Annotated in this window: 12 protein-coding genes and 1 other annotated feature (1 of these 13 running past the window's edge); of the genes, 4 read left to right on the top strand and 8 right to left on the bottom strand. The window is 43.6% G+C overall.

All coding sequences use genetic code 11. The annotated features are described in order from the left end of the window. Nucleotides 1-99 precede the first annotated feature (99 nt). Nucleotides 100-828 carry a tRNA1(Val) (adenine(37)-N6)-methyltransferase gene (locus tag ACFI6G_RS11540; RefSeq protein WP_010434811.1) on the top strand — a complete coding sequence of 243 codons (729 nt, stop codon included), beginning with the start codon at nucleotides 100-102 and terminating at the stop codon, nucleotides 826-828. A 107-nt stretch (nucleotides 829-935) separates the two neighbouring features. Then, nucleotides 936-2,201: an ATP-dependent RNA helicase SrmB gene (gene srmB, locus ACFI6G_RS11535; RefSeq protein WP_010434808.1), complete on the top strand. Its 1,266-nt coding sequence runs from the start codon at nucleotides 936-938 to the stop codon at nucleotides 2,199-2,201. A gap of 147 nt (nucleotides 2,202-2,348) precedes the next feature. On the opposite strand, the gene yaaA is transcribed toward srmB, so the two are convergent. Together yaaA and ACFI6G_RS11525 are read right to left on the bottom strand one after the other, a co-directional pair. Beyond that, nucleotides 2,349-3,125, bottom strand: coding sequence for a peroxide stress protein YaaA (gene yaaA / locus ACFI6G_RS11530; RefSeq protein ID WP_016791804.1), 777 nt, complete (start codon nucleotides 3,123-3,125; stop codon nucleotides 2,349-2,351). Nucleotides 3,126-3,333: 208 nt separating this feature from the next. Further along, entirely contained in the window at nucleotides 3,334-4,761 is a 1,428-nt protein-coding gene (locus tag ACFI6G_RS11525) for an alanine/glycine:cation symporter family protein (RefSeq protein ID WP_010434805.1), read from the bottom strand. Nucleotides 4,762-5,473: 712 nt separating this feature from the next. Here ACFI6G_RS11525 and ACFI6G_RS11520 point away from each other — a divergent pair. Further along, nucleotides 5,474-5,662, top strand: coding sequence for a DUF3545 family protein (locus tag ACFI6G_RS11520; protein ID WP_010434803.1), 189 nt, complete (start codon nucleotides 5,474-5,476; stop codon nucleotides 5,660-5,662). 212 nt (nucleotides 5,663-5,874) lie between these two features. Here ACFI6G_RS11520 and ACFI6G_RS11515 read toward each other — a convergent pair whose 3' ends face one another. The 3 genes from ACFI6G_RS11515 to nfo form a co-directional block, all read right to left on the bottom strand. Continuing rightward, nucleotides 5,875-6,426: a hemerythrin domain-containing protein gene (locus ACFI6G_RS11515; RefSeq protein WP_010434801.1), complete on the bottom strand. Its 552-nt coding sequence runs from the start codon at nucleotides 6,424-6,426 to the stop codon at nucleotides 5,875-5,877. A gap of 86 nt (nucleotides 6,427-6,512) precedes the next feature. Further along, nucleotides 6,513-7,193: a uracil-DNA glycosylase gene (gene ung / locus ACFI6G_RS11510; RefSeq protein WP_016767739.1), complete on the bottom strand. Its 681-nt coding sequence runs from the start codon at nucleotides 7,191-7,193 to the stop codon at nucleotides 6,513-6,515. Between the two features lie 406 nt (nucleotides 7,194-7,599). Continuing rightward, nucleotides 7,600-8,508 carry a deoxyribonuclease IV gene (gene nfo / locus ACFI6G_RS11505; protein WP_010434798.1) on the bottom strand — a complete coding sequence of 303 codons (909 nt, stop codon included), beginning with the start codon at nucleotides 8,506-8,508 and terminating at the stop codon, nucleotides 7,600-7,602. Nucleotides 8,509-8,834: 326 nt separating this feature from the next. Here nfo and grcA point away from each other — a divergent pair, with 326 nt between their 5' ends. Then, nucleotides 8,835-9,212 carry an autonomous glycyl radical cofactor GrcA gene (grcA, locus tag ACFI6G_RS11500; protein ID WP_009848415.1) on the top strand — a complete coding sequence of 126 codons (378 nt, stop codon included), beginning with the start codon at nucleotides 8,835-8,837 and terminating at the stop codon, nucleotides 9,210-9,212. 79 nt (nucleotides 9,213-9,291) lie between these two features. Here grcA and thrC read toward each other — a convergent pair whose 3' ends face one another. From thrC to thrA, 3 genes are read right to left on the bottom strand one after another with little or no spacing between them, the layout of a single operon-like run. Beyond that, entirely contained in the window at nucleotides 9,292-10,575 is a 1,284-nt protein-coding gene (thrC, locus tag ACFI6G_RS11495) for a threonine synthase (RefSeq protein WP_010434795.1), read from the bottom strand. Next, entirely contained in the window at nucleotides 10,572-11,528 is a 957-nt protein-coding gene (gene thrB, locus ACFI6G_RS11490; protein ID WP_032544909.1) for a homoserine kinase, read from the bottom strand. Before thrB ends, thrC begins: the two co-directional genes overlap by 4 nt. A 17-nt stretch (nucleotides 11,529-11,545) precedes the next feature. Next, nucleotides 11,546-14,005 (bottom strand): bifunctional aspartate kinase/homoserine dehydrogenase I, encoded by a 2,460-nt coding sequence (gene thrA, locus ACFI6G_RS11485; RefSeq protein WP_010434791.1) that lies wholly within the window; start codon nucleotides 14,003-14,005, stop codon nucleotides 11,546-11,548. Between the two features lie 29 nt (nucleotides 14,006-14,034). Further along, nucleotides 14,035-14,137 (bottom strand) — a sequence feature (Thr leader region); it runs 16 nt beyond the window's last position.

Genomic DNA, 14,137 nt, shown 5'->3' with positions numbered 1-14,137 from the left:
CACAATTCACAACAATAGCTTTCCAAACAGAACATTGATTCATACAACTAATTAACATTAGAGCTAATCACTTAAAAAATCTCGATAATCAGAACATTCATGAAAGACAAAACAATAGAAACCAAAAGCTTCAATTTTAAAAAATTCTCTATTTACGGTGGACAAAGCGGCATGCCCGTTAGCACCGATGGCGTACTACTTGGAGCGTGGATTAACCTTGCACCGAAATCATCGGTACTCGACATAGGGACAGGAACTGGCTTATTAGCCTTGATGACGGCACAACGCTATGAAGATGCCTCTATCTTTGCGATCGATATTGATCTGCACGCGATTGATGCGGCGACAATCAACATTGAGCAGTCGCAGTGGCAAGATCGCATCTCTCTTCATCATGGCAGTGTGTTAACGGCGGATTTTTCACAAAGATTTGATGCGATTATCTGTAACCCACCCTACTTCAACTCTGGTGAACAGGCGCAGCAAAGCCAAAGAGCAACGGCCAGACATACAGGAAGCTTGGATCACCTTCAGCTTGCCATGCGTTGTTTCGAACTTACCACAGAAAATGCAACCGCAAGCTTCATACTGCCGACTCCAGAAGGAGAAGGTTTCATCAAGCTTGCCCAGCAATGTGGTTGGTATCTAGCAAAACGCCTTGATGTGAAAACAACAAACAAAAAAACCGCTAGCCGAATTTTGTTTGAGTTATCTAAAGATCCTGCTTGCGAGCAAGATTTGCAGTGTGAATCGCTCACGATCCACAACAATAATGGTTATAGCGAGGCATTTATTGCCCTTACTAAAGATTTTTATCTCAAGATGTAGCAAATACCATGTGATCCTAATCACTAATGCTTCTATAATGTCCGACTACTCTTTTTTATCGTCTGCTTTTTGAGGCAGAAACATTTATTGCTTGTGGAGAAACAACAGTGATCAGAACCTTTGCAGAACTCGATCTAAACCAAGAGCTGCTTAAAGCAATTGACGAAATGGGCTACGAACGCCCAACACAGATACAAGCTGAAGCAATCCCACAAGCGTTAGATGGAAGAGACGTTTTGGCTTCTGCGCCAACAGGTACTGGTAAAACAGCATCATTTGTATTGCCAGCACTGCAATACCTACTGGATTTCCCACGTAAGAAATCTGGCCCTGCACGTATGCTTATCCTAACGCCAACGCGCGAGCTGGCAATGCAGATCACCGAACAAGCACGTGAACTTGCTAAATACACCAGCCTGAACATCTTCACGATCACGGGCGGTGTGATGTACCAAGAGCACGCAGATATCTTAAGTACAACTCAAGATATCGTAGTCGCAACACCTGGTCGTTTAATGGAATACATTGAAGGTGAGCGTTTCGATTGTCGTGCGATTGAATGGTTAGTTCTGGATGAAGCAGACCGCATGCTAGACATGGGCTTTGGTCCTGTCGTTGACCGTTTGTCAGCAGAGTGTCGCTGGCGTAAACAAACTTTACTGTTCTCAGCAACACTAGAAGGTAAAGGTATTGAGGGCTTCACTGAAGATCTACTTAAAAACCCAGCGGAGATCGATGCTAAATCATCGCTTCGTGAGCGTAAGAAGATCACTCAGTGGTATCACCGTGCCGATTCAGCTAAACACAAACTTGATATCCTAAAACATATCATCACTGAACAAGCTGAGCGCAGCATCATCTTCTTGAAAACTCGTGATCGCCTAGGTGATCTACGAGCTCAACTTGAAAGCGCGCAAATCCCATGTGCATGGATCCAAGGTGAAATGCCTCAAGATCGCCGTAACAATGCGATTGCTCGTTTTCGTGACGGTTCGGTAAACGTACTTCTCGCGACTGACGTTGCTGCACGTGGTATCGACCTTCCAGACGTAAGCCACGTAATCAACTACGACATGCCACGTACTGCTGATGTCTACCTGCACCGTATTGGCCGTACTGCTCGTGCTGGTAAAAAAGGTAACGCGGTTTCTATCATTGAAGCGCACGACCAGCTGATGATTGAGCGTGTAGCTCGTTACACTGAAGAACCGATCAAAGAGCGCTTTATCGAAGGTATGCGTCCAACACATAAGAAAGCGGCCGTGACTAAGAAGAAGAAACCGAAGAAAGAAGACAAGAAAGCGGTAGAGAAACAAAAAATCGCGAAGAAGAAAAAAATCGCGAAGAAAAAGAAAGCAGCAAAGAAGAAATAATCTAACTGCTTCAACGATTCCATAAAAAAGCCCCATGCAGTTCGCAGCATGGGGCTTTTCTTTGTCTGGCCTGTTATCTGGCTAAATAATTCGTCTCTAATTTTAATTACAGGCTAAAGCCGAGACTAACTCGTTAGCCAAGGGCTGCTAGCTTTGCTCTTCACGCTTGAAAACAAGCTCTTTCGCATTCGACTCTTCTTCAACGAAATAGTAACCCGCCGTATCAAATTGAGTTAGCGCTTCTACCGAATCAATTTTGTTCTCGATAATGTAGCGAGCCATCATGCCGCGCGCTTTCTTCGCGTAGAAACTGATCACCTTGTATTGACCGTTCTTACAATCTTTAAATACTGGGGTAATCACTTGGCCGTCAAGGTTCTTTGGCTTCACGGCTTTAAAGTATTCGTTCGACGCTAGATTGATCAGCACATTATCACCCTGAGCATTCAACGCTTCATTGAGCTTGTCTGTGATGATGTTACCCCAGAACTGATACAAGTTAGTACCACGAGCATTCGCCAAGCGTGTCCCCATCTCTAGGCGGTATGGCTGCATCAAATCTAACGGCTTAAGCAAACCATATAACCCAGAAAGCATGCGCAGGTGGTTTTGTGCGTAGTCAAAATCTTCATCCGATAAAGTCTCAGCGTCTAGGCCAGTGTAGACATCGCCCTTAAAGGCTAGGATTGCTTGGCGTGCGTTGTCTTGGGTAAAAGTCTCGCTCCACTGCTCAAAGCGCGCTACGTTCAACCCTGCGATTTTATCGCTGACTTTCATCAGTGCAGAAACATCTACTGGCGTCAGCTTACGGCACTCTTCAATCAGCTCAGCAGAGTGTTCAATAAACTCAGGCTGACTAAAGCGTTCAGTCGCTAATGGTGATTCGTAATCAAGTGTTTTGGCTGGAGAAACGACAACTAACATAACTTTACCCTAATCGGTTATCTAACTGGATGCTGCTAGAGTATAGAAAAAACATCAACTTGTCTTTATGACTCTTCCTATTACTTCTATAGGGAGAATGAGCTTTGATAGACAGAATTAGGCAAATGACAGGCAAAGAAAAAGGCTAAGGTCGAAACCTTAGCCTTTCTAATCACTTTAGGATGAGCTGTTTATCGCTCCAACAAGATTACTTCTTGTTGTTGTCCCAAATACCGTCTTCCAGCTGAGACTTAAGCTCTGGGAAGTCATTCGAATCAAATGTTGGTACTTTACCTGCGTCTAGTTGACGGTTGTAGTCTTTCGCTAGCTTAATCACGATACCCGATAGCAGGATAATCGCCGCCAAGTTTACAATCGCCATTAGGCCCATCGATACGTCAGCCAGTGCCCATACTGTTGGCAATGTCGCTAGAGAACCGAACATAACCATACCCAGAACAACGATACGGAATAGCACTAGGCCTTTCTTGTTGTTGTGCTCAAGGAAGATAAGGTTCGTTTCAGCGTACGAGTAGTTTGCAATGATTGAAGTGAAAGCGAAGAAGAAAATCGCTACCGCTACAAAGATGCCGCCCCATTCGCCCACTTGTGCCGTTAGTGCACGTTGCGTGAGTTCGATACCCGTTACTTCACCATGTGGTACATACTCACCAGACATTAGGATGATTGCTACTGTTGCTGAACAGATAACAATTGTGTCCATGAATACGCCTAGCATTTGCACGTAACCTTGCGATGCTGGATGCGGTGGGTAAGGCGTAGCAGAAGCTGCTGCGTTTGGCGCAGAACCCATACCCGCTTCGTTCGAGAACAAACCACGTTTGATGCCGTTAATCATTGCTTGTGCGATCGCGTAACCTAGGCCACCCGCGGCTGCTTCTTGCAGACCAAAAGCACTCTTGAAGATAAGAGCCAGAACTTCAGGCACTTTCTCAATGTTCATTAGCATTACGTAGATAGCGATAGCTAAATAAGCCAGTGCCATGATTGGAACAATGATTTCTGCAGTACGAGCGATCTTACGGATACCACCGAAGATAACGAATGCAGAGATAATTACGATACCAACACCAACGTAGCCGCGCTCAAAGTCGAATGCCGTATTCATTGCGCTTGCAATTGCGTTTGCTTGAACCGCGTTGAATACTAGACCAAATGCGATGATTAGGAAGATAGAGAATAGAACCCCCATCCAACGCATACCTAGGCCTTTCTCCATGTAGTATGCAGGGCCGCCACGGTAGTTACCGTCGTTATCACGCGTTTTGTATAGCTGTGCTAGAGTGCTTTCAGCAAATGATGTTGCCATACCTAGCATGGCGATTAGCCACATCCAGAAGATAGCACCAGGGCCACCGGCGGTTAGTGCTACAGCAACACCTGCCATGTTACCTGTACCGACACGAGCAGCAAGACTAGTACAAAGAGCTTGGAAAGAAGAGATACCAGCACTGTCTGCTTTACGGCTGTTTCTGAGAACAGAGAACATGTGGCCGAAATGGCGGAATTGAATGAAGCCTAGTCGTACAGTGAAGTAGATACCCACACCAACGAGTAAGTAAACTAAGATAGATCCCCAAAGGAGATCGTTCATCAAATTGATTAAGTCTGTCACGTGAACCTCGTAATTGAGTTTAAGCACTGATCTTGCTTCCGAGCCTTCCTCTAGATCACCTATGCCAGTGTCAATAGTTGTGTCGGCATTAGTTTTATATTTATTTGCTGCGATCTAGATTGTAAATGTCGCTTCATGCATCCATTTTACGTATCAGTGTATTTTTTGACGGGCGGATAATGCAGCGAGACGGCCTAAAAATCAATATGCAATAGAGTTTATATTTAAATGACATTTCACTAATAACACACCTTTTGTTAACACAATTCTCAACAATTAAGCCCAATAAAAGTCACATTACCGGGACATAATATCAACAAAAATCAGTCCTCCAACAAAACAAGGACGCCATGTTATATAAATACCGTCAGCCTAGGCTTTACAAGGTATAGTGAAGATATGTGCATTTTTCTAGAACAATGAGATTCCCATACCGCGCAGCGCAGTGTGCAACTGAATGCACCACTATCAGAATGCTATCCCTTTCGCACAATGAATTAACATTCAATAACCACTAATTTAATCGTTTACTCATGTTTGTTTGCTCATTTTTTGTACACAAAAATCACCACAATGTGTGAGCATGCATAAAAAAATAGAACAAAAGCTTCATGGATTTGAAACAAATGAGAAATAAATCAAGGTTATTGTAGACTTAAATATGATATTTAATGGTTCGTAAGAACGAGTCCCACGGAAGGAGATATGGCTTATGGATAGCTTTCAATTTGATGAAATATCAGAACTAGAAATACCTCGTGCAACTCAAAAAACACGCTCCAAACCACTCAAGCGTAAATGGCGTGAAATCGAAGCAATCAACGACCGTAGACAGCTTGAAAAAGAGTTAAGAGAGATGAACCTAGGCCTCGACTTCAGCCTCGACGATATAAAGCTTTAATCAGCACGACAATAGAATAAAAACTAAAAGGCACCTATAAAGGTGCTTTTTTATTCTATTTGTACCGTCCTAAATATGATTACTCGCCAATTCAAAGCATCGTTTTGAACGCCTATGACCGAAGATAAAGAGTCAACAAGTATCAAGCGACTAATACAGAAGACACCTCAACATAGAGGTGCTTCAAAACTCATATTAGCTGTACTGATAGACTAAACGCACTCTTGTTCATTTTGTCGTACACGAGCTGCAAGCTGGCGGTATTGATCAGCAATCGTCTCTCCAAAGACAGGGTCGTTTTCAGGTTGAAGCCATTGCGATTCAACCTCTTGCCAATCTTTCACAGTAAATTCCTCAATAATCATTGGCAATACATGCTTCTCTTCATATTCCATGTGCTTTCTCTGCGCCTTTACAAAAGCTTCAAGCTGTTCAATAAACACTTGCTGAGGAACTACCGCATCTTGGAGGATCATATCGACTAACCCCAAAAAGTCGGCGGTTTTTTCCGAAAGCAATTGATGCTCTAGCTCCAAGTCTTCAATCACTTGGTCACTTCCATATTGCTTAAGGTAATACCGATAAATGACATCTTCTTTAGGATGATGCACCTTTTCCGAATGATTCATCAAATAATGAACCACCTCAGCGATCAGGCTGTAGTTTATTTCACGCTCTTGTTTTAGACACTCTAACTTATTATTGAGAATCGCGAGCAAACGAGCCATATAGCCATGCTCTCGTCTTATCCTTTCAATCATCATAGTATTGCACTCCATTACACCTACTATTTACAAGTGTATACGAAGATGCTTATTTATGGTTTGACCCTGCTCAGAAAACCATCAATCTATAATTCTGTTGGTAGCCGCCAATCGATAGGTTGTTGATCAATAGAAGAAAGCAGCTTATTAGTTGTTGAGAAATGCTGACAACCGAAGAAACCACGACGTGCGGATAATGGCGATGGGTGAGGTGCAACCAACACATGATGTTTTTTGGCATCAATCACTTGGCCTTTCTTTTGAGCATGCGCTCCCCAAAGCAAGAAGATGATAGGTTCAGAACGCTGATTCAACTCAGCGATGATCGCATCAGTAAAGCTCTCCCAACCACACTTTGCATGTGAGTGTGCTTTCGCCTCTTCTACCGTTAGGACTGTATTCAACATTAACACCCCTTGCGATGCCCAAGATTCAAGAAAACCATGACTAGGAGCCTCAAAACCCTTTATATCTTGTGCAAGCTCTTTGTACATATTACGTAGCGAAGGTGGAATTTTTACACCTGGCAGTACAGAAAAAGCTAAGCCATGCGCTTGATTGGCACCGTGATAAGGGTCTTGACCTAAGATAACCACTCGCACCGACTCAAAAGGTGTCATATCAAAGGCACTGAACACCTGATCTTGTGGAGGGTAGACAGTTTTCCCACTATTACGTTGCTGTTCGACAAAAGTGAGAACATTTTGGAAATACTCTTTCTCACGTTCATCATTAATGATGGATTCCCATGTCTTTGGTGCGCTCATCGTATTACTTCCCAATCATCAAGGTTTCTAGAGGTTGCCGACCTTTCGCTACACAAAAAAATAGCTGTATCGGCTAACTATCCTAAATAAGGATCTAGTTATACCTCATACAGCTATCAATAAACATGATGTGTAGGGTTCACTTGTTGATGAATCATAATAATCAGTTCAAGTTGTGTTTATCTCTATTAACCACTTTTCTGCTGTGTACGATGATGACCATGGTTATGTACATGACGGTTTGGTGTCGGTAAACGACTTGCGACAGAAACAGTTTGAGTTTGGGCTATTGAATACATAAAAGCACCTCCTATAAGACTTCGTGAACTACATATTCACTTTAAGACTATGAAAGAAAGGTGCCAATTATTAGAAATAGAAGGAAATTAATTTCCGCCTCTATATATTACATTTCTTCACTCATAGCCGTTGCTGAGTGATGAAACATTCTAAGTTGTTGAATTTCCTCATTCCATATTGTTGAATCAATGGTTTCCAAGATAAGAGGGATACCATTAAAACGAGAATCCGAGGCAATATATTCAAAACAGTCCCAGCCAATCTCACCTTTTCCTAAAGAATGATGTCTATCTACTCGGCTTGCGAACTCAGCTTTTGAATCATTGATGTGCATTGCTCTTAGATAGTGCATGCCCACGATACGGTCGAACTCAGCAAAAGTATGCTCACACGCTTCTTTTGTTCTTAGGTCATAACCGGCAGTAAAGGTATGGCAAGTATCTAAACACACACCGACGCGTGACTTATCGTCTACTTGATCGATGATCTCTGCTAGGTGCTCAAACTTCCAACCAAGATTAGAGCCTTGCCCAGACGTATTCTCGATCACCGCAATCACATCAGGCACCGCTTGGTGAGCCAAATTAATCGACTCAGCGATCTTGGCCAAGCATTCGGTTTCAGAGATCTTCTTTAAATGACTCCCTGGATGAAAATTCAAAAGCGTTAAACCAAGTTGATTACAACGCTCCATTTCATCGATAAAAGCCGCACGTGACTTTTCTAGCTTCTCTTCTTCTGGTGCCCCTAAGTTAATAAGGTAAGAATCATGAGGAAGAATATGTTCAGCAGTAAAGCCTAACATTTTGCAGTTGGCTTTAAAGGCGCTGATGGTTTTGGCTTCTAGCGGCTTTGCCGCCCATTGTCTCTGGTTCTTAGTAAACAATGCAAAAGCATTGGCGCCAATCTCACGAGCGCGCATTGGCGCTTGATCAACACCGCCCGCTGCAGACACATGAGCACCAATAAACTTGATATTTGTTTGAGGCTTTGAGGCTGAATTATTGTTTGTCATTAAATCACTTTACACTTTCAGAATGCTTAATAAATAAAGGGTCGTATCAGTTGTAGTTCAATAAAAACACAACAAATGTAGTAAAATTACTACACATACAACTGTTAAATATTTTTTATACTTTAAAATATTTTGTAATTACTTTGTTTTCAAAGGTTTTATTGATTTACCTCAATATAATTACCTTTGTAAAAATATGGTTTTTGGTTGTTTTTTGACTTAAATCAATGTTAACCTTACTAATATTAGGTATATATTACCCAGCTCAATAAAAATCGAAAGTTAACACCATAATCAAACCACATTCAGTGGACTAGGAGATAGTTATGATCCAAGGTATTCAAATTACTAAAGCAGCGAACGATGACCTACTAAACTCAATCTGGCTACTAGATAGCGAGAAGAATGAAGCTCGTTGTGTTGTTGCTACTTCAGGTTTCGAAGCTGACCAAGTTATCTCAGCTGCAGACCTAGGCGAGTACGAAAGCCGTGAAGTTGCAATCGAAGCAGCGCCACGCATCGAAGGTGGCCAACACCTAAACGTTAACGTTCTTAAGCGTGAAACGTTAGAAGATGCAGTTGCTCACCCAGAGAACTACCCACAACTAACTATCCGTGTATCGGGTTACGCTGTACGTTTCAACTCTCTAACTACTGAACAGCAACGTGACGTTATCGCACGTACGTTCACTGAGTCTCTATAATTTTTTAGAGCTTGAATTAGAATACAAAAACGGCGCTCATTGAGCGCCGTTTTTATTTGTTCAACAATACATATGTACGTTACGGTTGAACTCGGCGTAGTACCGTTTTCAGAGCTTCAAAATCATTGTCTAGATCTTCAGACAACAATTCCATCGCCGCGTGCTTAGCCAGTGGACCAGGTAACTCAATATCTGTACCTAAAATATCATCAACCACTTCTTTGAACTTCGCAGGGTGCGCAGTACACAGGAACAAGCCAGTTTCGTTTTCTTGCAGTTGCTCTTCCAGTAGGCGGTAAGCAATCGCACCATGTGGTTCACAAAGGTAACCTTGTGCTTTTAAGTCGCGCACTGACTCAGCGCTCTGCTCGTCAGAGACCTTACCTTTCCCTAGTGTATCTAAACCCCAACCTTTCAGTTGGCAAAGCTCTTCGATACGAGGCCAGTTGTTTGGTTGGCTAACGTCCATCGCGTTTGATGTTGTCGCAACCGTTGGTTTTGGATCCCATTTCCCCGTTTCAAGGTAGCGAGGAACCGTATCATTTTCATTGGTCGCTGCAATGAAGCGCTTCACTGGCAAACCAAGAGCTTTAGCCAATAGGCCAGCCGTTAGATTACCGAAGTTACCACTTGGGACTGAAATAACGAGGTTCTCACGCTGTTCTTTGGTGAGCTGAGATGCAGCCTCAAAGTAGTAACAGATTTGAGCCATTAAACGACTGATGTTGATTGAGTTTGCTGAGTTTAAGCCAATCTCTTTACGCAATTCAGCGTCATCAAATGCGTCTTTAACCAACGCCTGACACGCATCAAAATCACCATCGATTGCCACAGTGTGGATGTTTTTACCTAGCGTACAGAACAGCTTTTCTTGTAGTGGGCTGATCTTGCCTTTCGGATAAAGGATCACAACATTGATGTCTTTCATACCGTAGAAAGCATGCGCAACCGCAGCGCCAGTATCACCAGATGTCGCGGTTAAGATTGTGATTTGACCACCATCAGATACCGCTGCTAAAGATTGAGCCATGAAACGGCCACCGAAATCTTTAAATGCCAGTGTTGGACCGTGGAACAATTCAAGCGCGTAGACGCCGTCTTTTACTTGATTGATCGGTGCTGGGAATTGGAATGCCGCATCCACTAATTGATCAATTTGTTCCTTTGGTAATTCATCACCGATTAAAGCCGATAGGATCTTTGAGCTACGAGGGACAAAGTCCTCTGCTAGCAGCGCATCGATATCATCAAACTTCGGCAGCTCTGATGGGAAAAATAGACCTTGATTACGACCTAAACCTTGACGAACGGCTTGGCCAAAAGAGACTTGCTCATCGTTTTCTTTGATGTTGTACAGCTTCATAACTCACTTCCTGTAACGATCGAACCTTGTTTGTCTAAACGACAAACGTGGACGAATCCTTCTTCATTTTGTACGTAATTTTGTTCTAACCAACGTGCAACACGCTCGGCGACATCTTGTTCTTTGCAAATGCTAAACAGAGTTGGGCCACTACCGGAAATACCAGTAGCCAGTGCACCGGCTGAAGTTGCGTACTTACGCGCATCAGCAAACCCTGGAAGCAGTTTCTCACGATATGGTTCAGCAATCACGTCTTTGATCATCTTAGCTGCCAGTTCAGGTTGGCCTGAGTGGCAAGCGTGGATGAAACCAGCTAAATGGCGACCATGTGCAATCACATCTTGACGACGGTATTGAGATGGTAGGATTTCTCTCGCCTCAGCGGTTGAAACCTTAATGCCCGGATAAGCCATTACCCAGAACCAATCATCAAAACACGGTACTTCTTGGCTAATGATGCCTAACTCTTCAAGCATAAGCTGGACACCACCAAGGTAGCATGGCGCAACATTATCGTAATGTATACCGCCTGAAATCTTACCTTCCATTTCACCCATTAGGGCAAGGAGTTCGGTTTCATCCAGTGGTTGTCCGTGAAAACGGTTCAGAGCATCAAGCGCCGCTACAATTGAACATGCACTTGAACCTAAACCAGAACCGATAGGCATGTTCTTCTCTAGTGTCATCTCCAAAGGCTTAACCGAAACGCCTTTCTTATCTAACTCTCTAGAGAACACCACCCAACAGTCATAAACGATATTTTCTTTGGTTTCAGTTGGCAGTTTAGAAACAAAGCTACCCGCTGTTTTTAGTGAAAACGCTTGATCACCAGCTTTAACCATTACTCGATCACCAAGTAATGTGCCATCCACTGGAGACACAGCGGCCCCCAGCACATCAAACCCTACACTGACATTACCGATTGATGCAGGAGCATAAACGACAACATCCATATCACTTGAACTCATTCCTAAACTCCTAATTTCCAACCAAGAGTACGCATCACATCAGAGAATACGCCTGCTGCTGTTACTTCAGTACCCGCACCGTAACCACGAAGTACAAGAGGGATTGGTTGGTAGTAACGACTGTAGAATGCCAGCGCATTCTCGCCATCTTTAATCTTGAACATTGGGTCGTCGCCATCAACAGCTGCGATACGAACTTTACACTTACCATCGGTGATTTCACCGACATAGCGAAGTACTTTGCCTTCTTCTGCGGCGATAGCTGACTGCTCTTTGAAATAAGCATCCGCTTCTGGCAAACGAGCCATAAACTCTTCCACCGTACCTGAATCATCAAAACCCGGTGGCAATGCTTGGTCAACTTCAACGTCTTCAAGCTCAAGCGCCATACCAGCTTCACGAGCAAGAATAAGCAGCTTACGTGCGACATCCATACCAGATAGGTCATCACGAGGATCAGGTTCAGTAAAGCCGTTATCTTTAGCAATGTTTGTTGCTTGGCTAAGTGTCATACCTTCATCAAGCTTACCGAAGATGTAAGACAGAGAACCAGAAAGAATACCGTTGAATTTTTCAAGCTCATCACCTGCAGAGATTAGGTTCTGTAGGTTTTCGATTACCGGTAGACCTGCGCCTACTGTTGTCTCGTACATCAACTTACGACGAGAGTTACGTGCAACTTCACGAAGCTGATGGTAGTAAGCCATGCTTGCTGTGTTGGCTTTTTTGTTTGGTGTTACAACATGGAAACCAGCCGCTAGGAAGTCCGCGTATTGAGCAGCAATACCTTCGCTAGACGTACAATCAACCAACACAGGGTTGATGATGTGGTTACGTTGAACTAGAGCCGCTAAACGCGCTAGGCTGAACTCTTCTGTCGCGCTCGACATACGATCACGCCATTGCTCTAACGGCAGACCATCGCTGTCTAACAACAAACCTTTGCTGTTTGCTAAACCACACACGCGAATCACAATACCTTTCTCAGCCAGTTTGCCTTGTTGACGTTGGATCTGGTCAACAAGTTCACCTCCAACACCACCAACACCGACAACGAATACGTCAAGGAAGTGCTTCGAGTTAAATAGATTCTCGTGACACGCTTTTATCGCTTCTGAGATTTTATCTTCAGGGATAACCGCAGAGATCGCGCGTTCTGATGAGCCTTGAGCGATAGCAACAATGTTGACATTTACTTCAGCTAAAGAAGAGAAGAACTGAGAAGCAACACCACGTGATGTGCGCATACCGTCACCCACCAGTGTAACAATCGCTACGTCGTCCATGAACTCGACTGGCTCTAACAAGCCATCTTTTAATTCAAGTTCAAACGCCTCTGATAGCACTTGCTTTGCTCTTACTTTATCAGCCGATTCAATACAGAAGCTGATACTGTACTCAGAAGAAGATTGAGTAATAAGGACAATAGATACACCCGCAGAAGACATCGCGCCAAACACACGGCTCGCCATGCCTACCATGCCTTTCATACCAGGGCCAGATACGTTAACCATCGTTAGGTCACTAAGAGTTGTGATGCCTTTGATCGCTAGGTTATCTTCGCCAGTGTCTTGACCAATCAAAGTACCTGCACCCTGTGGGTTAAAGCTGTTTTTGATTAGGCAAGGGATATGAAATTGCGCGATAGGAGCAATAGTTTTCGGATGTAGAACCGAAGCACCAAAATAAGAAAGCTCCATCGCTTCTTGGTAGCTAAGCGATTTAAGAAGACGAGCGTCATGCACCAAACGTGGGTCACAGTTGTAAACACCGTCTACATCTGTCCAGATCTCACAACAATCCGCGCGTAGACACGCCGCTAGAACCGCTGCTGAGTAATCAGAGCCGTTACGACCAAGCGTTACTAACTCACCTTTTTCATTACCGGCCGTGAAGCCCGGCATGATGTTTACGTGACCTTGTGGAAGGGGTGATTGACGGAAGTTCTGAGTAGAAACATCCACATCAACCATCGCTTCAAGGTGATCACCTTTAGCGTATAAGTACTGAACTGGGTCAATCAGGCTTGCTGGTTGGCCTTTCGCTTCAAGTACCGCTTTCATTAACTGGATGGAGATTCGCTCACCTTTACTGATGATACGAGCATTAACATGATTCGGGCACATACCTAAGAGGTTAATGCCATTTACAAACTGTTTTAGTTGAGCAAGAGACGTATCCACTTGCTCTTGAAATGCAGAACCATCAACACCCGGTAATACAGCCTGAATCTCTGTAAACAGATTCGCAAATGATGATTCGATTTCTGCAATTTGTGCTTCTGCTTCACCATTTTTTAGTGCCGCTTCAATAACAGCAACTAGCTTATTGGTTGTTTTTCCTGGAGCCGATAGTACAACGGCTAGCTCTTCTTGCTGGGCATTATTAGCGATGATATCAGCCGCTCGTAAAAAACGATCTGCATCAGCTAATGATGAACCTCCAAATTTTAAAACGCGCATCCCTTTCTCCATAAGTCATAAAAATGGTACAAAAAAAGGCCTGTATCTTGTGGGATACAGGCCTTTCTTTTAAAATCCGTTACTTAGCAGCCTGCCCCAACAATGTGAATGTCGGTAATAATAATGGTGGTG

It is taken from the genome of Vibrio sp. PSi01, from assembly GCF_054960695.1.
The sequence above is the reverse complement of the archived record's forward strand: the minus strand, read 5'-3'. Positions and strand labels throughout refer to the sequence as shown.

Coding starts and splice junctions, on each gene's coding strand:
- ACFI6G_RS11540 (WP_010434811.1), top strand. CDS start 100: ATGAAAGACAAAACAATAGAAACCAAAAGCTTCAATTTTAAAAAATTC.
- yaaA (WP_016791804.1), bottom strand. CDS start 3,125: ATGTTAGTTGTCGTTTCTCCAGCCAAAACACTTGATTACGAATCACCA.
- ACFI6G_RS11520 (WP_010434803.1), top strand. CDS start 5,474: ATGGATAGCTTTCAATTTGATGAAATATCAGAACTAGAAATACCTCGT.
- ACFI6G_RS11515 (WP_010434801.1), bottom strand. CDS start 6,426: ATGATGATTGAAAGGATAAGACGAGAGCATGGCTATATGGCTCGTTTG.
- ung (WP_016767739.1), bottom strand. CDS start 7,193: ATGAGCGCACCAAAGACATGGGAATCCATCATTAATGATGAACGTGAG.
- nfo (WP_010434798.1), bottom strand. CDS start 8,508: ATGACAAACAATAATTCAGCCTCAAAGCCTCAAACAAATATCAAGTTT.
- grcA (WP_009848415.1), top strand. CDS start 8,835: ATGATCCAAGGTATTCAAATTACTAAAGCAGCGAACGATGACCTACTA.
- thrC (WP_010434795.1), bottom strand. CDS start 10,575: ATGAAGCTGTACAACATCAAAGAAAACGATGAGCAAGTCTCTTTTGGC.
- thrB (WP_032544909.1), bottom strand. CDS start 11,528: ATGGATGTTGTCGTTTATGCTCCTGCATCAATCGGTAATGTCAGTGTA.
- thrA (WP_010434791.1), bottom strand. CDS start 14,005: ATGCGCGTTTTAAAATTTGGAGGTTCATCATTAGCTGATGCAGATCGT.